The sequence below is a fragment of the Candidatus Nitrosocosmicus sp. R genome (assembly GCF_054408505.1).
The window spans coordinates 1,194,352-1,211,889 of record NZ_CP167090.1 but is presented as its reverse complement, the minus strand read 5'-3'; the positions used below and the strand labels follow the sequence as shown (position 1 = coordinate 1,211,889).

Here is a 17,538-nt window from a genome sequence, read left to right as displayed (position 1 = left end):
GTTGCTGATTTTCATGTCATTTATTTTTTTAACCTTGGTGAATCTACAAATTTACTTTGATCCTCCGCCTGCTACAGACAGAATAAATTCGTCTGGACGGCTGAACATTGACCAAGGCAATAATACAATAGCAAATAATATGGCAATAGCTCAGGAAGATGAAAAGAAGTTCATTTCTGGATTCAATACAGGAAGCTATCCGGTAGGAATAACCTTGAATCCATTCACTAATAAAATCTATGTCGCAAATCAGTATTCCAATACAGTTTCGGTATTTGATGCAAAAACTGACAAATTAATAAGTACCATTCAGACTGGGATATTTCCATATAGTATAGACGCGAATCAATTTAATAATAGAATTTATGTGACAAATAGAGGATCAAACGACGTTACGGTAATTGATGGTTCGACGGATTCAGTAATCGACAATATTACAGTCGGTAAATCCCCGGTTCAAGTTGCTGTGGATCAATCAAGTAATTGGGTGTATGTTACAAATATTGATTCAAGTTCGATTTCTGTGATTGACGGAATAACTAATAAGGTTATCAGGACGATAAGCGGCATAAGTACCCCTTATGGTATCGGCATTGATCCCCAATCAAATAAATTGTACGTTTCAAACATTGCTAATTCAACTATCACAGTCATAGATGAAGATAATTACAATTTCATAAAAAGCATCCCTGCTGGCAATTCTCCAGTAGGAATTGAAATTTATGAGAAAAGAAACCTTGTCTATGTGACAAATTACGCTTCAAACTCACTTACTTTGATAAATGGAACTGACGGCACTGTGTTAAAGACCATTCAGACTGGTCAGTTTCCCGTAGGTGTGAAAATTAATCCGCTCACAGGTAAGGTATATGTGAGTAACATAGGATCCAATACTGTAAGTGTAATAAACGAAACATCCTTGGAGAAAATAAAAGATATCCCAGTAAATCCCTCCTCAATTACCGAAAGAGAAGGATATCCTTCTACAATTCCCACAAATATAAAATTCCCATTGATTGCAAGTTTTGTGGCAATAGACCCCATTACTAATCTAGTTTACATTACGAATACTGCTTCCAATACTCTTTCAATAATCGACGGAAAAGAGGATGAAAGTATAGTAAGAATAGGGTTTGAGACTAGTCCGGAAAATTCTGGATTCATAGAGTGCAATGGTATAAAAAATCTAAATCAAAATAGTACTATTATCACAACTGACAATGAAGCTACTTGCACGGCAGTGCCTGAAAGAGGATACACATTTGACTCGTGGTCAGGACTTGCATACAGCACTGAAAACCCTCTAAAATTTAAGTCAAGCGAATACGGTAACATTGTTGCTAATTTTAGACCAACACTTTCGACTGAACAATATATTTTCCTAATAGGAGGTATAACTGGTATGGCTTCTGTTTTACTTGGATGGTTTTTTAAGGGTGGACAGAGAAGAAAGTTTAACAAGCTAATTCAGATAACTAATAAAGCCATACAGGATGCTGACATAGGTGACAAAACTGAAAGCATAATCAAATTGGAAAACCTTAGGAGAGATATATTTAATACATATAGAAGGGGCTCGCTTACTGATTTTCAATTTGATTTTCTTGATAAAAGACTAATCAATTATATAAATAAAATCAGTAATTTATGATAATTGACATCTTTTGAAGATGTCCTTCTCCGTTTTATCTTTTCATGTAATTCATCCAAAGATACAACTCTATGCTGGTCGGATAGTATAGAATGGAGAATGTTTGGAGCTTTAGAATTAGAATTGAGGAATGGTATTCATCCTATGGCAAATAATTTAATGAAAAAAGGAAAAACTATAGACATATTTGCTGAATACAATGTCATTCGGATGTGATTATCACGAAGGATTTTTGTGGTCCTTTATGAATCCTACAAAAGTTATTTTTAATTGACTAAGGAATGAGTCCCAGTTTTATGAGACATGGATGCAAATTGTAGAATGGTCATTAGCTCGGGTTGGTATCTTGCTATTTCGTTAACGACTAGACGCTGAATTATGATCTGACCAAATTGGATGAAGGGATGCAGTCAATAGGGATTATGGAATACGAGGTTGACCAGAAAATGGGAAAAAATACTGGATCCAGTTAGGATGGCGAGTGACTGTGACCGTACATTTGAATTGCCGTAAAAACGATTTTAAATGGCCTTTGCGCGTCTACATTATATATTCATGTTTAACAATGATCAATTAAAGGAGCTTGTAAAAAAGGCAAGAGAGGCCACTCCAAAAAGAAATTTTGCTCAATCGGCTGAAATAACTTTAGTATTAAAAGACATTGATGTCAAAAAAGGATTTAGTGTCAACGAAATAGTAGTATTACCTAATCCAACTAAGGAGGGATCTTCACTTTGTATGCTCGCAACAGGAGACATGGGGTTAAGAGCAAAGAAAGCAGGTGTTGACCAGGTGATGGAACCTGATACTCTAGATAGGATTGGAACAAATCGAAGGGAAGCCAGAAAAATTGTACGCTCTTACGACTTTTTCCTTGCAGATGCGACTTTGATGTCATCTGTTGGTCGATCATTAGGTCAGTTTTTAGGTCCAAAAGGTAAAATGCCTACTCCTGTTCCTTACGGCGCACCCATAGAAAACATAGCATCAAGGTTAAGATCATCAACACGAATACGATCCAAAAACCAATTAAATATGTCAACAAAAATAGGAGACGAGTCAATGACCGACGAGCAGTTGGTAGCAAATGCCAGTGCGGTCATCGCTTCCGTTGAAAAAAAACTCCCTCAAGGAGAAAAGAACTTTAGAAATGCTATAATAAAATTTACCATGGGTAAAGCATTAAAAGCAAGTACCCTTGGAAAATAAGCGATAGGGATAATCATAATGAGTCAAACAGCTATCATCAATAAGTTAGGAAGAACATCCTATCCAGAAAGGAAAGTTAATTTATATCAAAATTTGCAAAATCTAGCAAAATCTTATAATGTAATTGCGCTCTCTAGGATGACAAAAGTAAGGTCAGCTCAACTCATGGCAATAAGGAAAAAATTCAGAAACGAGATCAAGATAATAACTATAAAAAACAAGGTTGCTCAAAGAGCTTTTGAAGAAATTTTTAAGGATGTTAAAGGGTTGGAATTTCTCAACAAGGAACTAGAAGGCCAATGCGCGCTGATGTTTACCAACCTTAGTCCATTTAAAATGAATTTAACTTTTGATAAAAACAAAATATTCATGGCAGCTAAAGGCGGCGATATTGCCCCTAATGAACTTGTCATTCCCGCTGGCAATACAGGGATAAATCCAGGTCCAGTTTTGTCAGAGTTCAAAGAATCTAATGTCCCTACCAAGATAGACCAGGGTACAATCTGGGTTTCTAAAGATACCATTGTAGCTAAAGCAGGTGATGTTATCCCGCAAAAGTTAGCAGCTTTATTAAGTAAGTTGGATGTAAAACCAATAGAAGCAGGAGTTTCAGTTAATTTTGCAATATCTGAAGGACTCGAATTCAAGGAAAAGGACCTAAAGATAGTTGTTTCAGATTATGTGCAGGAGTTAATAAAATCCTTCCAAGAGGCTTTATCCCTTTCAGTAGAGGCAGTTTACTTTACAAAGGAATCAATGCCTTTGATCCTCTTAAAAGCAAAACAACATGCATTGTCCCTAGCTTCAGAATCTGGATATACCTCGCCTGACACGATTGAACTGGCGATTCTAAAGGCCAACGCAGTTGCTGCGAATCTGGCTCACCAATTGGATTCCAAAGGGTATTCTTCCAATAAATGACCCTTACTTTTAAATAGTAATCCCATTTCGAATTCAAAATTACTATTCTATTTTTGTATCTACGCTCTGTCTTCTGTTATTTTCCTAGTATGCTACCATCGGGTTATCGGTGATCTATATGCCTCTAAATTGCTCTGGAACTTTTAATGATTAAAATATCGAACTAGAATTGGTTAAAATGATCTGATTAATAAATAATTCTAAAATAAAAAGATGGATAAAGACTAGCCGAAAAGAGAAGATAAGCCTTCTAATGCTTCTTCTTCTTTCTTCTCTTCCTTCTTTTCGTCCTCCTTTGCTGCGGCTCCTGAGCCTGAAGCTGCTGGGGTAGCTTGTGCACTTGCTGGGGCAGCGGTGGCAATTGGAGCAGCCTTTAATGCATCCTCAATGTTAACTTCACTTAAAGCGGCAACCAATGATTTAACTCTAACATCATCAGGTTCAACACCAGTTGATTTAATTACATTTTTTACATTATCTTCATTGACATCTTGCTTTAATTTATGTAATAATAAAGCAGCATATACATATTCCATGATAAAAGAAAATTTGACAAGTCCATAATATAAAACTTTATAAAATTCGTGAACTGCGTGCCACTGCATAAACATGCTCCTTTAATTCCTGAGACATTAAGGAATTCATTTTTTTTATCAATATCGTCCGGGCTTCCGATTTCTCTTCTTCTGAGGTTGAACTAAAGTAATTACTAAATAATTCCGAGAAGCTTTCTTTAATCCAACCATCTAGTACAAAATATCTATTCTCATTTATTGGAATTACTTTATCGATTTTTGGGTCGATAATGTCTTCGAAATCACCGGTATCCAATCTATCTATTATAAAGAAAATACAATTGTTAGGCTCTGGGTTGTTTATTGCTTCAATAGGTTTTCCCTGAGCCCTCCCTGACTTAATTCTTTCAAGCAGGCCAACTGGTTTAAAGAAGGTACCCCTAACTTTGAAAACTTTATCATGATCAGAAATAATCTTGCCTATTATTACATAATTTGAATTTTCATCTTTTTTTACTACAAAAACAAAATTCCCGGGGCGTAGTTTAGACATTCCAAGCATACTGAAAAGTTGTAGATCTAATAATATAATATTTACTAATATTCTATTAAAAAAAAATGCCAGAATTTTTAAATATATTTATGATTTTAAGCAAATTATTTAATTACATTTATTAATGTAACCAATAATTATAAGATAGAGTCAATCTTGCAAAGATTCGATGATTTAGATATGAAAATTTTGTCAGAATTGACAAAAGATGCAAGTATTTCAATACCCCAGCTTAGTAAGAAATTAAACATTAATTCCTCAGTTTTGTATAGCAGAATAAAAAGGCTTACCAAACGAGAACTCATCAGAAAATTTACGGTTATAATAAATGAATCACAGTTGGGTATCAATATCAAGGCAACAGTCGGCATAAATCGTGACCCAAAATTAAAACAACCTATCCATAATGAACTTATTAAGATCCCAGAAATAAGGTCACTAATAGAAGTTACTGGTCGGTTCGACATAATATTATCGGTAAATACAAGAACTCTTGAGGAGCTTCACAAAGTTGTAATAGAGAGAATCGGGAAAATAGAAGGTATTCAGGCTACAGAGACATTTGTAGAGATGCAGCGAACAGATAAGGAACCGGTTTATTCGATACAGACCAGCAATCAAAATTTTGGTTGAGTAGTAATTTTGGTAAATTGGGTTTTGAAATTAGAAATATTAAAATTATAATGAATATCTAGAATCTTAGAAATCAATTGTTCTCATTTCAAAAAATACTGGATAAAGTTCAAAAAAGAATAGGTGAGATTTTTCAAACTCTTAAATTAGCAAAAAAAACTAGCAAGGACGATTATTTCACCCATCTAAGATTGGTATTATTGGCTATAGGTGCTGTAGGCGGGATTGGTTTTATAATAAAGTTAGTCGGCGAACTACTATTCGTAAATAAGTAGAACATGAATTTTTCACATCAATTTATGCCGTAGCAAGCTGGAAGAATAGATTTATCGTAATGCTTTATTTTGTGAGCGAAGATGACCAAAAATCCTGTCGAAATTGATATTGAGAATAAGATAAAGATAAATCCTGAATCTATGATCATAGAAAAGCTATACCCGATTATTTATGACAATTCAATTTTTCTATTCTTTAAGGACGAAAGTGAAATAATCAATTGTTATGAAATTACAGATAAGAGTACTGTAGAAAAGGCAATGTTAAATCCGGATAAAATAATTGAAATTTTAGAAGAGTTAGATAAGTGATATACTATTATATTATTGAATTTTGCATGATATTTAATGTCTCATAGCAAATACGAATCGGGAAATAGAAAAAGCAATGAAATTTTTATTGGGAAAAAACCATTAATGACGTATGTAACTGCAACTCTGGTCCAACTAGCTAATGAGCCAACTGTCGTAATAAAAGCAAGAGGTAAAAGCATCACAAGGGCAGTGGATGTGGCTCAAATAATAGTGAAAAGAATGAATACATTGGGTTATAGAGTAGAAAAAGTGAAGTTAGGTTCAGATGTTCTAACTGGCACTGAAGATGATAAACCCAGAAATGTCTCTACAATAGAGGTATCGATTTCAAGATCAAAGTAAATTATTGCCTCTTTATCAGCAAAGTCTAATCGTATAATTTTTCGAATATTTAATAAATACCTGAAAAGTATGATATTATGACGATACCGCACAGATATTTACAAAAATCCATCGGGAACATTTTGATTTCCGTGGTTATTCTTGTGTTCTTGTTTAATTTATATCAGTTAGCAGGTAAGGATCTCTTAATTTTGGGTTTCTTTCAAGAGGCTCAAGGTCAGTCAATGCTAACTTATACGGATAATAAATTTCACTTCACAATTGATTATCCCATTAACTGGGATAAGTCTGTTAAGCTAAACAATGAAATAATTCTGATTGCCCCTAAGGATAAAGATTCAGTTAGTAGTCCGGCTGGCCTTGTAGTTAAAATAGTTTCCACACCTGGAAAGAACGTATCTGCCGATTCTGCATCAAAAGGGATTATATCTCAAATTCAAAAAGAACATAAAGATTTCAAATTGGAAGCTTCTGATACCTTAACTGTGGACGGAAAGAAAGCTGTGAAAGTAATTTTTACAGCAACGGACAGTAAATTACAAAATCGCAAGGCAATGCAAATTGTAGTTTCTAATTATGAGAATATTTATATTATCACCTACAAAGCTTCCTTGGATAAATATAATACCTTTGAAAATACTGCAAATGATATGATTCATTCATTTAAATTCCTACCTAGATAATAAGTAAATAATTGCTTAGTGTACCGATAATATCGGTACACTAAACATGTTCCCCTTCGGTTTGGTCGATGTAACTACCTATAAATGTAAATCATATTTAAAGTTATCAATTTTACACTATTTAGTCACCCAAATAAAATTCCAAATACTTTGGAACTTATGGAATTTAAAGTGAAAAGTACCGGATATCTGTAGCTCCCAATTCGATCTTATCTAATCCCTGGTACATACCGCTCATAAATCATTCATAGGATTGGCTACAGAACTTTAAAAATTGGGGACCTCATGTGTGATATATTATGAAAGTCTTTTCCGAATCTATCATGATGGTAAAAAATTTTTTAAATTTTTTTATAGGTTCATAAATGGAATGTGTAAGTAATTTGCACACCCAGTCTATTGATTAATGCGATAAATTTCAATTTGCCATGTTATATCAAATTTACAAATATGTGGATAATTTAACAAAGAAAAAATTGATCTTTTATTGGCAGGAATAATAAATAACCAAAAAGGAATACTTTTTTATAAAATATATCAGGTAGAATTATGGGATTGAAAATCAATAAAGTTGAACTAGTACTGATTGTATTAATTGTCGTAGTTTTAGTAGTCGTTATTTACAATGTTTTGATTTTTATACCGTTTAAAAATTATTCTCTAGACGTAGATGCGTTAAAGGACCCAGAGTCTCTGTTGGTCAATTCTCGAGTAGTGTTAAAAAATACTGGTAAGCTTGCTCTAAATGACATTTACATAGTATATGATAACAATAAGAATCTGACTGAAAATTTGTTAAAGATTGAGCCAGGTCAGACCATTATTTTATCTCCTCCGCAGGGCGCTCTTCTAAAGACCGTTTCGGTATTTACAGGAGAAGGGATAAGTATCGATAAAGCGTTTAGATCCCCTATTAAGATGCCAGGTATGATAGGATCTTAAGAGGTTAAAGTCAAGAGTCAGAATCTATTACAAAATTCTCAGATCACGGCTGACTCAAATCATAAACTGAATTAATTCTAACCAAATCACTGTCGCGGTCGGAATCTAAGTTCTTTACAAGCAATGATCCATCATTGTATATTTTTCTTATTTCTCCATTAAATTTGTTACCTCCAACCGAAAACGTGTATTTCAAATGCTTCTGTGATTCCATTATTTTATGCTTGTAAAAGGTTTCTAATTCCTCCACGAATTCACTTGACTTTAGGTCTTGAAATACATCATCAATGCTTTTCAAGAAATACTGGATAAAATCATGGTTTGAAATTTCAATATTTTGATTCTCATGTTTAATGGTTGTAATGTCATAATCAAAAATTCCACTATTCTTGTCTTTGATCATATGCTTGGTAAGATCCAAATCATTGTTGGAATTCACGCCTATTCCAATGATTACCTGCCTTATACTCTCACTCTCTACTTCCGCATCTAACAAAATGCCTGCAACTTTCTTACCATTGATTAAAATGTCGTTGGGCCATTTTAGCATCGATATTAATTTGGTATTATTTTCCAAAGTCTGACAAAGCGACCTAGTAACCAACATTAGTATATGAAATAACTCATGAGTCTTTAGATCGGTCGCTAGTACCAATGACATCCAAATTCCACCCTTGGGAGATGCCCAATTCGGACCCTTTCTCCCTTTACCACCAATCTGAAAGTCGCTAATTATTACTGATGGATAAAAATCACCACCATCTCTTTGCAATTCATCAGCGAAATCTTGAGTTGATTTGACACTGTCAAAATAAAAGAACTGTTTAAAAATTGTAGATTCGTCCAGCGAATTGATGAGATTGGATATGAACTTGAATTTATTTCTGTCAGAACACGAAATCTTTATCAATTTACTCTGGTCTGTCTTATGTCTGATATAAAAACGCAAAGGTAATGCCTACAATTAGCGAAATCCCAAAAAACCGGGAAAAGAATACGGTATTCGCCATTATTCTTATGTAATAGTCACTATCAAGACGTTTAAAATTGTAAAGAAAATTTTTGAATCTGTACAGCATTAATCCTATGTATGGAATAAGCAAAATACAAGGTATAATTGAAAAATAACTGTTTATCAAAGTTGAAAACAACCCGAGGGTCAAGAGGTATATTCCTACATTTATTCCAAGGACAAATATGAAAATGAAACGATTGCTCCTTTTATCTATCATTATGGCTAGAGTCTTCCGTCCCATTTGCCTGTCAGGAACAATGTCAGGAATTGAATTTATGAATAGAACCAATGATGATAACATACCAATTATGATCCCGAGTACAATTGATTCTAAAGTAATACTTGAGTTTTGAACATAAAAGGTTCCAACCACTATTAATGCTCCCTTTGCCCCTACAAATAATTCCCCCAACCCCCAATTTACTAATTTACTCGAATAGAGAACTATCGACAAAGCAGCGAATAATAATATGATGGCAATAACAAATCCTTTAAAATAAACAAAAATACCACCTATCATCAATCCTAAAATTAGGAAGGATATGCCTGCGAGATATACCTGGCGTGGTTTTAGGAGACCCTGTGGCAAAACTCCCGTCCCGCCGCTAAATTTTGTTTTTTTTGTTCTCAAGTCTATACCTCTCTTAAAATCCCAATAGTCATTTAGCAAATCAACGCTCGAATGAAGGCAGAAAATGCCAATATATGTTAGAATCGCATAAAATAGGCTAAGATTCTGGGGTTGATACCAGATTGTCAATACTAGCCCACAAGTAACGGCGATGGCTGAGGCAGCAAGAAATCTGAACCTTATCGCCCTTAACCAGATATCTAATTTAAAAATCATCCTGTGATGCGATTTGAAGGTTGGTCAATTTATTTATCAGATTTTTTCAACATGCTCATCACTGTATTAAATTCGACTTCATTTAAAGGGGGGTATTTAGAAATCAAGGTGTTCTCTTTTGTATGCTCCGGTTTTTTTTGTCCAATTAAAGGAGCGGTAATTCCCGGTGTCGATCGGACAAATTGTAATAATTTAAGAGACATCGCAGGAAGATTGTCTAACGGCGATTTGTTTAGTTCTGAATGAAGTAATTTTCCCTGGTAAAGTGGTACACTAGTAAAAACATGGATTCCATATTTTTGGGCAGATTCTAGTAGGGTTGCTTTGTTGGATGTTTCTGTAGGTTGATTTCTAAATGTGTAGGGTTCGTTAAGATACATATTAAAGGGTAATTGAATAAATTTGAAACCGTTGTTAGTCCCACCAACATCTTTGGCTATATTGACAACCTCTTTTAAAGATAGGTAACCCTTACTGTTTTCTTTTGAGGTAAAGCAATTCCAAGTAGCCATCCCATAAAAATTAATTTTGCCTTTTTGCCTGAAATCCTCATATAACTGGAAAACCCGAGACAACATTTCATGGTAGGTGGACCTATCTACAATGTTATACCAACTTTCGAATGAATTATGAATGTAAATCAAATCAATCGTATTAATTCCCATATTACATAACGACTTGTCTAGGCACTTAGAAATATAATTCGGATTCATGATATGGTACGAAGGACTTAGGTCGGAACGAGATATGATATTATTATTTAGAAACATTATTTGTAAATATGTATCGATATCTACTTTACTCAAATCCCCATCATTAGTTACATATCCATTTTTTGTACAAATAAACACACTTTCCCTATCAATTACTTCTTCTTCAATCAAGTTGTTTATAGCTCGGCCTATACATTTCTCAGATAGCATTGAACGATAATTTATCGACGTATCAATCAAGTTTATCCCACCTTCTTTTATGCTATAATAAAGAGACTTTTCAAGGTCAGCATCGTCTTGTGCAGAGAGGTTTCCGAGATAAATACCCATTCCCACGGAAGAAAGTTTCATATTTTCTATGTTTTTGAAATGAGGTTTACTTACACCCCTTTTTAAAGCGTTATCCATATACTTTGATGTGCCCTTGGGTGTTGCAAAACCCGAGTAAAATTTCCTTTGAAATGACACATCCTAGGTAAATCTAGCTACGAATTTAAAATTATCTATATTTTATCAATAATTAATTCTAAGTAACAGACAGATTAATTTATTGTTTTTCTAATTCGATTGTGAAATCTGTTGGGTTAAGTTCTATTCCACAAGTTGAGCATCTATTCATTGTATTTCTTAAAATATCCTTGATGGGTTTTACGTTTATCATATGCTTTATTTTGCTTCCACACTGATAGCAAAATATCTCAATAATCGGACAAGACATCAACTTCATTAAATTTTGAGCTTATAAATTTAGATGTGGTTAACTAACGTTGACTTAATGATAAAATAAATGAGAAATATGGATATAGAGATGATCGGTTAGGAAATAATAAATACCTAGGTATTTTTTTTTTAACTGTGCACGTAGACCCTGTATGCGGAATTGAACTAAGCGAAGATTTAGCAACAATCCTTGATTATAACGATAAAAAAATATATTTTTGCTGTGAAGGGTGTAAAAAAATATTTCAAAAGAAGCCAAAAAAATATTCAAAATAATAAAATTTTATTGAACATTCCCAGTCATGAATATTGTATGAAGGCGGCAGTGCTAGTTAAAAACAAGGTAGAAGTGAAAGATTTTGATTTACCTAAGGTTGGTAATAATGAAGTTCTGGTGCGTATGAAGGCTTGTGGAATCTGTGGATCTGACTTGGAAAAGGTTTTTGGAAAATATGGGATGAAATCTTCAAGAATTGGACACGAACCTGCAGGTGAAATTGTTAAATTAGGAGCGAATATTAAAGATTTTAAAAAAGGTGACAGGGTTTTTGTACACCATCATGTCCCCTGTTATTCATGCCATTTTTGCTACAACGATGATTTCACAATGTGTGAAAAATATCAAAAAAGTAATATTGATCCATGTGGGCTCTCCGAGTTTATTCTTGTACCACATTGGAATCTCTCTAGAGGTGGACTAGTTAGACTTCCTGACAACATTAATTTTTCTGAGGCTGCGTTGATTGAACCAATTGCATGCTGTTTGCGATCTTTAAATAAAGTAAACTTACAGAAAGCCGATACAATTGTAATATTTGGAGCCGGACCAACTGGTTTGATGCATATGATTTTGGCAAGGTTTTTTGGTGCTTCGAAGATATTACTTGTGGATGTTAATAGTTTTCGGCTAGAATTTGCTAAGAAAATTGACCAACAGGTTGAAGTCATGAATATCGCTAATATGCATGAAGCTGAATTCAAAAAGAAATCATTAAAATTTCTTGGTAACAATGGGTCAGATGTTTCAATTATTTCCACAAGCAATGTTAGCGCATTCATTCAATCCATAAGCATAACACGTAAAGGGGGAACAATTTCTCTTTTTGGTGTACCGCCGAAAGACACTGAAGTTAATATAGACCTAAATATGATTTATTCCAAGGAATTAAAAATATTACCAAGCTATGCTGCATCTGAAAGGGAAATTCATCAGACCATCGCTCTAATGGAAGCCAAGATTATGAATTTTGAACCATTGATTACTCACAGATTTCCATTACAGGATTCTCACAAAGCATTAGTGCATGCTCACCAAGTTATAGACTCGATGAAGATCATAATTACCATGGAATAATCTTTATCAATATTTTTATAGCATTTCAATAAACTACAACCAGTATTCAAAATGGATTGGGGAATGAAAAACAGGCTTTCTAAAATAATAAAGCCCGACAACAGTCGTTGTGTGATGTTGGCAGTGGATCATGGCTATTTTTTGGGTCCCACCGAGAGACTAGAAAATCCTAGAGAAACCGTTGGTCCATTATTAAATTATGCAGATTCTTTAATGCTTACTCGCGGTGTTTTGAGAACATCTGTAATTCCTGAAAGTAACACTCCAATTGTATTGAGGGTATCAGGTGGTTCCAGTATAATTGGAGAGGATCCGTCAAAAGAAACTATAGTTACCTCTATAGAAGAAGCTATTAAACTAAATGCATCATGTCTTGCATTATCTATATTTGTAGGGAGTAAATATGAATTTCAAACTTTAAAAAATCTTTCAAAATTGGTTAATGAGGGTGAAAAATATGGTATACCGGTTTTGGCAGTCACTGCAGTAGGTAAAGAAATGGCAAGAGATTCCCGTTATTTAGCTTTGGCATGTCGTATCGCAGCCGAACTTGGTGCTCATATTGTAAAAACTTACCATTGTCCCGATTTTAATAAAGTGGTTGAGGGGTGTCCTGTCCCAGTAATTATTGCTGGAGGCAAAAAGTTGGCAGAAAGGGAGGCACTCCAATTGACCTTTGATGCACTCAGAGATGGAGCTTCTGGGGTTGATATGGGTAGAAACATTTGGCAATCGGATAATCCGGTTGCAATGATAAAAGCAGTTAGAGGCTATAGTGCATGAAAATTCTACAGTAAAAGAAGCATATGATCATTATAGCAACATACCCCCCATGACAGAAGAAATTAGAAAAAAATCAAGGAATAAAACTGGGTCGATTTAGTCTATTAAATCCACGGGTATTAATCAAGTATAGGTCCTTTGATACCTAACAAAATTTATAAATTAACTTTGTTTATAAATAATGAATGGGATTAATTAAAACAACGAATTGTGATATAGCAAATAGAAAAATATTGCATGTTAAAGGTTTTTTACTATTATAATTTTAGATTTGATTAATAGGAGTTGTATCAATCGTGAGTGAAATGTCTGGTGCCGCAGCCTTAATGGCTGCGTTAGAAAAAGAAAAGGTAGATTATATATTTGGCCTTCCTGGTGGAGCAAATCTGCCAATATACGATGCTTTGGTAGATTCTAAAATAAGACACATTTTGGTCCGACATGAGCAATCTGCTGCACATATGGCTGATGGTTATGCTCGGATTAAGAGGAAAGCGGGTGTGTGTTTCGCAACTTCTGGTCCCGGTGCCACTAATCTTGTTACTGGTATAGCTACGGCATATGCGGATTCATCGCCGGTTATAGCAGTGACTGGTCAAGTCGCTTTACCTATGATCGGCAAAGATGCGTTCCAGGAGACAGACATTATAGGCGTTACTAACCCAGTAACTAAATACGCATTTCAGCCAAGAGTTGCAAATGAGATACCTGAAATGGTTAAAAAATCATTTTATATAGCAGAGAGTGGTAGACCAGGTCCAGTATTAATAGACATACCAAAAGATGTACAGCAACAGGTAACGAAGATGGACTTTCCTGAATATATCAAAGTTAGAGGGTATAATCCCATAGTTGATGCAGATTTATCAGAGATCAACAAGGCCTGTGAAATGATACTTAAGGCTGAAAAGCCAATGATAATGGCTGGCGGAGGAGTAATTCTTTCTGGAGCGTTCTCTGAATTGCAGACATTAGCAGAGTTACTTTCAATACCCGTTGTAACTACTTTCAAGGGGAAGGGAGCATTTCCCGAGAATCACCCTTTGGCACTTGGTCCTATAGGTATGCATGGACATGCCGAAGCTAATAAGATGGTACAAGAAGCAGATTGCATACTTGCGATAGGGGCTAGATTTTCTGACAGGACTGTGGGGAGATTTGATGAGTTTGGCAAAGATATCAACGTTATTCATTTTGATGTAGATCCGGCTGAAATTGGTAAGAACAAATCAGTGAATGCTGCGGTGATTGGAGATGTTAAATCATCATTAAGGAGTCTCATAAAGCTAATCCCAAAGAATTTCAGAACTAACGAAGAAATTTCCAAATTATGGTTGGGGAGGAAAAGGGAATTAGTTAATTATTATGAGGATAGTATCAAAGATTATCCTCGAGATATTACAGCCAAGAAAGCATTAAAGAAGTTACGCAATATCTTGCCTGCAGATGGAATCGTGACCACTGAGGTTGGACAATGCCAAATGTGGGCTTCATTGCACTTTGACGTCATCTCTCCTGGGACATTTTTTAGCTCGACAGGATTGGGGACAATGGGATTTGGATTTCCCGCCTCTATCGGGGCGAAGGCAGCGAGAAACGATGTACCCGTAGTGGATATTGCAGGGGATGGATCGTTTAGTATGACTGAAAATTCACTTGCAGTTTCAGTCTTAGAAGAATTGCCAGTCATTGTATTCTTACTTAATAATCAAATGTTAGGCATGGTTGCACAGTGGCAGAGAACTTTCTATAACAGGAGATATAGTGGAGTGCATCTAAAGAATTGTCCTGACTATTGCAAATTGGCAGAATCATATGGTGCGCAAGCATATAAGGTGGGTTCAATGGATGAATTAGATAAGGCACTCAAAGTTGCCGTCAAATCGGACATAGCAACTGTGATCGATATTCCAATAGATCCGGATGAGGATGTATACCCGTTTGTTGCTCCAGGAACTGGGCTTAAAGATATGATTATTGGAGCATGATAAGGTATGCAAAAAAATAAGAACACAATTTTTGATGATGATAATGAAAACAAGATGTATATTCTGTCAGTCATTGTCGAAAATAAACCGGGAGTCCTTTTTAGAATTACCAATCTATTTAGGTCCAGGAATTTCAATATCGAAAGTATTACTGTAGGAATAACTGAAAAACCTGACTTATCAAGGATGACTATTACCACGGTATCGGATGTTAAAACACTAGAGCAATTAGTAAAGCAATTACAAAAATTGATTGATGTAATCCAAATAAATGTACTAAACAAGGAGAACGCCGTATACAGAGAATTGGCGCTGATCAAGATGAACGCCAAAGATCCCACCACCAGGATAGAAATTGCAAATTTTGCTTCCATTTATAGGGGTAACATAATGGACATTAGTAACGAAACTATTACTGTGGAGATAATCGGGACTCCAGACAAGATTGATGCATTTAAAAATCTTGTTTCAAGTTATGGTATAATCCAAGTAGCTAGAACCGGTGTCTCTGCTTTGCCTAGGGGGGCTGTAAATGACCACCTCTGAGAACAAAAGGAAAATCAGAATTTTTGATACAACCTTAAGGGACGGTGAGCAGACCCCAGGAGTAACAGTTTCTCCGGATCAAAAATTAGAAATAGCAATGAAGTTGGATGAGTTGGGTGTAGACACAATTGAAGCGGGATTTCCAGTAGTCTCACTAGGAGAAGTGGAAGCCATAAAAAAAATAATTAAGCAAGGATTGAACGCAGAGGTCTGTGGCTTGGCGCGTACCACTCAAAATGATATTGATGTCGCACTCAAAAGCGATTTAAAATATATTCACACATTCATTGCAACATCTGATATACATTTACAGTATAAACTAAAGATGACAAGGGAACAAGTGTTGGAAAAGGCTATTTACGCAGTAGAATATGCAAAAAAACATGGATTAGTTGTAGAATTTTCCGCCGAAGATGCTACTAGATCTGAGATTCAATTTTTAAATAAGATATTTAAATCAGTTGCAGAAGCTGGCGCCGATAGGATCGACATTCCTGACACCGTAGGCTATTCAACCCCACAGTACATATCAAAATTGGTATCAGGAGTTGCAGAGGTAACCGGATTACCTGTTAGTGTACATTGTCATAATGATTTTGGATTGGCTGTTGCAAATTCAATAGCCGGATTTCAAGCAGGTGCGGCCTGTGCTCATGTTACCATAAACGGGCTAGGCGAAAGAGCAGGGAATGCGGCATTAGAAGAATTAGTCATGGCATGTCAGTGTCTCTATCAAATACCTCATAATATCAAAACCGAACAATTGTATGATGTTTCAAAGTTTGTTTCTAGTGCAATGGGAATCATTGTACAACCGAATAAGGCTATAATAGGGGAGAATGCATTTGGACATGAATCAGGCATACATACACATGGAATTATCAATAATCCATTGACATACGAACCCATTAGCCCCGAATTAGTTGGTAGAAAAAGGTGGATGCAAGCCGGTAAACATGCTGGTGCACATGGTATCAAAGCAATCCTCGATGAGTTTGGAATTACGGCTTCGGATTTGCAGCTCAAAGAAATTGTAGAAAAACAGAAATCGATAGCAGATGGCGGAAAATCTATAACTACTTCTGATTTGTTATCTATAGCATCTGAAGTACTAAAGAACAAGAAATTCGATGAAAATTTTAAACTTAATGATTTTCATATAGTCACTGGACTACACATCATTCCAACCGCAGTGGTTAAACTTAATATTCATGGCAAAGATTTTATCGCCTCAGAGACTGGTGTGGGACCAGTAGATTCAGCATTAAAGGCTATACAAACTATTGCTCATGGTATTGCAAATATCAAAATAAGAGAATATAAGCTTGATTCAATTACAGGAGGCTCGGATGCATTGGCTGAAGTATCCGTAAAAGTAGAAGATAAAGAAGGTAATATTATTTCTGCTAGGAAATCTGGAGAAGATATTGTCGTGGCTTCTGTTCAAGCGATGATTGATGCCATAAATAAAACAATGTTAAAAAAGATGATTCAAAGTGGAGAGCCTACCAAGTAACTACATCCTTGATCATG

At 35.1% G+C, this 17,538-nt stretch carries 20 protein-coding genes; 15 read left to right on the top strand and 5 right to left on the bottom strand.

Annotated elements, in window-relative coordinates:
• The first annotated feature begins 13 nt into the window (after positions 1-13).
• From AAGU22_RS06345 to rplJ, 3 genes are all read left to right on the top strand, one after another.
• A complete protein-coding gene (locus tag AAGU22_RS06345; protein ID WP_458721351.1) occupies positions 14-1,651 on the top strand; it encodes a YncE family protein in 1,638 nt (545 codons plus the stop codon).
• Positions 1,652-2,206: 555 nt separating this feature from the next.
• Positions 2,207-2,860 (top strand): 50S ribosomal protein L1, encoded by a 654-nt coding sequence (locus AAGU22_RS06340; RefSeq protein WP_458721350.1) that lies wholly within the window; start codon positions 2,207-2,209, stop codon positions 2,858-2,860.
• Positions 2,861-2,878: 18 nt separating this feature from the next.
• Entirely contained in the window at positions 2,879-3,781 is a 903-nt protein-coding gene (gene rplJ / locus AAGU22_RS06335; RefSeq protein WP_458721349.1) for a 50S ribosomal protein L10, read from the top strand.
• 224 nt (positions 3,782-4,005) lie between these two features.
• On the opposite strand, the gene rpl12p is transcribed toward rplJ, so the two are convergent.
• Together rpl12p and AAGU22_RS06325 are read right to left on the bottom strand one after the other, a co-directional pair.
• Positions 4,006-4,317 carry a 50S ribosomal protein P1 gene (gene rpl12p, locus AAGU22_RS06330; protein ID WP_458721348.1) on the bottom strand — a complete coding sequence of 104 codons (312 nt, stop codon included), beginning with the start codon at positions 4,315-4,317 and terminating at the stop codon, positions 4,006-4,008.
• A gap of 37 nt (positions 4,318-4,354) precedes the next feature.
• Complete coding sequence (locus tag AAGU22_RS06325; protein WP_458721347.1) at positions 4,355-4,858, bottom strand: hypothetical protein; 504 nt, start codon at positions 4,856-4,858, stop codon at positions 4,355-4,357.
• 171 nt (positions 4,859-5,029) lie between these two features.
• Between AAGU22_RS06325 and AAGU22_RS06320 the strand changes: the two genes are divergently transcribed.
• The 6 genes from AAGU22_RS06320 to AAGU22_RS06295 all read left to right on the top strand — a co-directional run bounded on the left by AAGU22_RS06320 (position 5,030) and on the right by AAGU22_RS06295 (position 8,039).
• Positions 5,030-5,482 carry an Lrp/AsnC family transcriptional regulator gene (locus AAGU22_RS06320; RefSeq protein ID WP_458721758.1) on the top strand — a complete coding sequence of 151 codons (453 nt, stop codon included), beginning with the start codon at positions 5,030-5,032 and terminating at the stop codon, positions 5,480-5,482.
• 77 nt (positions 5,483-5,559) lie between these two features.
• A complete protein-coding gene (locus tag AAGU22_RS06315) occupies positions 5,560-5,757 on the top strand; it encodes a SecE/sec61-gamma family protein translocase subunit (RefSeq protein WP_458721346.1) in 198 nt (65 codons plus the stop codon).
• A gap of 81 nt (positions 5,758-5,838) precedes the next feature.
• Positions 5,839-6,069, top strand: a complete 231-nt coding sequence (locus AAGU22_RS06310) for a hypothetical protein (RefSeq protein ID WP_458721345.1) — start codon at positions 5,839-5,841, stop codon at positions 6,067-6,069.
• A 36-nt stretch (positions 6,070-6,105) separates the two neighbouring features.
• Entirely contained in the window at positions 6,106-6,414 is a 309-nt protein-coding gene (locus tag AAGU22_RS06305) for an AlbA family DNA/RNA-binding protein (protein WP_196815827.1), read from the top strand.
• A 77-nt stretch (positions 6,415-6,491) separates the two neighbouring features.
• Positions 6,492-7,097 carry a PsbP-related protein gene (locus AAGU22_RS06300; protein ID WP_458721344.1) on the top strand — a complete coding sequence of 202 codons (606 nt, stop codon included), beginning with the start codon at positions 6,492-6,494 and terminating at the stop codon, positions 7,095-7,097.
• Positions 7,098-7,652: 555 nt separating this feature from the next.
• Positions 7,653-8,039: a hypothetical protein gene (locus tag AAGU22_RS06295; RefSeq protein ID WP_458721343.1), complete on the top strand. Its 387-nt coding sequence runs from the start codon at positions 7,653-7,655 to the stop codon at positions 8,037-8,039.
• Between the two features lie 43 nt (positions 8,040-8,082).
• Here the strand turns inward: AAGU22_RS06295 and AAGU22_RS06290 are convergent, their stop codons facing one another.
• Genes AAGU22_RS06290 through AAGU22_RS06280 form a run of 3 tightly spaced genes read right to left on the bottom strand, consistent with a single transcriptional unit; the run spans position 8,083 to position 11,082 of the window.
• Positions 8,083-8,949 carry a biotin--[acetyl-CoA-carboxylase] ligase gene (locus AAGU22_RS06290; RefSeq protein WP_458721342.1) on the bottom strand — a complete coding sequence of 289 codons (867 nt, stop codon included), beginning with the start codon at positions 8,947-8,949 and terminating at the stop codon, positions 8,083-8,085.
• Between the two features lie 16 nt (positions 8,950-8,965).
• A complete protein-coding gene (locus AAGU22_RS06285; RefSeq protein ID WP_458721341.1) occupies positions 8,966-9,901 on the bottom strand; it encodes a UbiA family prenyltransferase in 936 nt (311 codons plus the stop codon).
• A gap of 29 nt (positions 9,902-9,930) precedes the next feature.
• Positions 9,931-11,082 (bottom strand): aldo/keto reductase, encoded by a 1,152-nt coding sequence (locus AAGU22_RS06280; protein WP_458721340.1) that lies wholly within the window; start codon positions 11,080-11,082, stop codon positions 9,931-9,933.
• Positions 11,083-11,469: 387 nt separating this feature from the next.
• Between AAGU22_RS06280 and AAGU22_RS06275 the strand changes: the two genes are divergently transcribed.
• The 6 genes from AAGU22_RS06275 (at position 11,470) to AAGU22_RS06250 (ending at position 17,521) form a co-directional block, all read left to right on the top strand.
• Complete coding sequence (locus AAGU22_RS06275; protein ID WP_458721339.1) at positions 11,470-11,610, top strand: YHS domain-containing protein; 141 nt, start codon at positions 11,470-11,472, stop codon at positions 11,608-11,610.
• A gap of 49 nt (positions 11,611-11,659) precedes the next feature.
• Positions 11,660-12,688 (top strand): alcohol dehydrogenase catalytic domain-containing protein, encoded by a 1,029-nt coding sequence (locus tag AAGU22_RS06270; protein ID WP_458721338.1) that lies wholly within the window; start codon positions 11,660-11,662, stop codon positions 12,686-12,688.
• A gap of 63 nt (positions 12,689-12,751) precedes the next feature.
• Positions 12,752-13,471 carry a 3-hydroxy-5-phosphonooxypentane-2,4-dione thiolase gene (lsrF, locus tag AAGU22_RS06265; protein ID WP_458721337.1) on the top strand — a complete coding sequence of 240 codons (720 nt, stop codon included), beginning with the start codon at positions 12,752-12,754 and terminating at the stop codon, positions 13,469-13,471.
• 305 nt (positions 13,472-13,776) lie between these two features.
• Positions 13,777-15,459 (top strand): biosynthetic-type acetolactate synthase large subunit, encoded by a 1,683-nt coding sequence (gene ilvB, locus AAGU22_RS06260; protein WP_458721757.1) that lies wholly within the window; start codon positions 13,777-13,779, stop codon positions 15,457-15,459.
• A 6-nt stretch (positions 15,460-15,465) separates the two neighbouring features.
• Positions 15,466-16,005 carry an acetolactate synthase small subunit gene (gene ilvN / locus AAGU22_RS06255; protein ID WP_458721336.1) on the top strand — a complete coding sequence of 180 codons (540 nt, stop codon included), beginning with the start codon at positions 15,466-15,468 and terminating at the stop codon, positions 16,003-16,005.
• On the top strand, positions 15,992-17,521 hold the full coding sequence (locus AAGU22_RS06250) for a 2-isopropylmalate synthase (RefSeq protein WP_458721335.1): 1,530 nt from the start codon (positions 15,992-15,994) through the stop codon (positions 17,519-17,521). Before ilvN ends, AAGU22_RS06250 begins: the two co-directional genes overlap by 14 nt.
• Positions 17,522-17,538 lie beyond the last annotated feature (17 nt).

What these genes read in the sequence shown, in the direction of transcription:
- AAGU22_RS06345 (WP_458721351.1), top strand. Translation starts at nt 14, where the DNA reads ATGTCATTTATTTTTTTAACCTTGGTGAATCTACAAATTTACTTTGAT.
- rpl12p (WP_458721348.1), bottom strand. Translation starts at nt 4,317, where the DNA reads ATGGAATATGTATATGCTGCTTTATTATTACATAAATTAAAGCAAGAT.
- AAGU22_RS06285 (WP_458721341.1), bottom strand. Translation starts at nt 9,901, where the DNA reads ATGATTTTTAAATTAGATATCTGGTTAAGGGCGATAAGGTTCAGATTT.
- lsrF (WP_458721337.1), top strand. Translation starts at nt 12,752, where the DNA reads ATGAAAAACAGGCTTTCTAAAATAATAAAGCCCGACAACAGTCGTTGT.
- AAGU22_RS06305 (WP_196815827.1), top strand. Translation starts at nt 6,106, where the DNA reads ATGTCTCATAGCAAATACGAATCGGGAAATAGAAAAAGCAATGAAATT.
- AAGU22_RS06340 (WP_458721350.1), top strand. Translation starts at nt 2,207, where the DNA reads ATGTTTAACAATGATCAATTAAAGGAGCTTGTAAAAAAGGCAAGAGAG.
- rplJ (WP_458721349.1), top strand. Translation starts at nt 2,879, where the DNA reads ATGAGTCAAACAGCTATCATCAATAAGTTAGGAAGAACATCCTATCCA.
- AAGU22_RS06310 (WP_458721345.1), top strand. Translation starts at nt 5,839, where the DNA reads ATGACCAAAAATCCTGTCGAAATTGATATTGAGAATAAGATAAAGATA.
- AAGU22_RS06320 (WP_458721758.1), top strand. Translation starts at nt 5,030, where the DNA reads ATGAAAATTTTGTCAGAATTGACAAAAGATGCAAGTATTTCAATACCC.
- AAGU22_RS06250 (WP_458721335.1), top strand. Translation starts at nt 15,992, where the DNA reads ATGACCACCTCTGAGAACAAAAGGAAAATCAGAATTTTTGATACAACC.
- AAGU22_RS06325 (WP_458721347.1), bottom strand. Translation starts at nt 4,858, where the DNA reads ATGCTTGGAATGTCTAAACTACGCCCCGGGAATTTTGTTTTTGTAGTA.
- ilvN (WP_458721336.1), top strand. Translation starts at nt 15,466, where the DNA reads ATGCAAAAAAATAAGAACACAATTTTTGATGATGATAATGAAAACAAG.
- AAGU22_RS06300 (WP_458721344.1), top strand. Translation starts at nt 6,492, where the DNA reads ATGACGATACCGCACAGATATTTACAAAAATCCATCGGGAACATTTTG.
- ilvB (WP_458721757.1), top strand. Translation starts at nt 13,777, where the DNA reads ATGTCTGGTGCCGCAGCCTTAATGGCTGCGTTAGAAAAAGAAAAGGTA.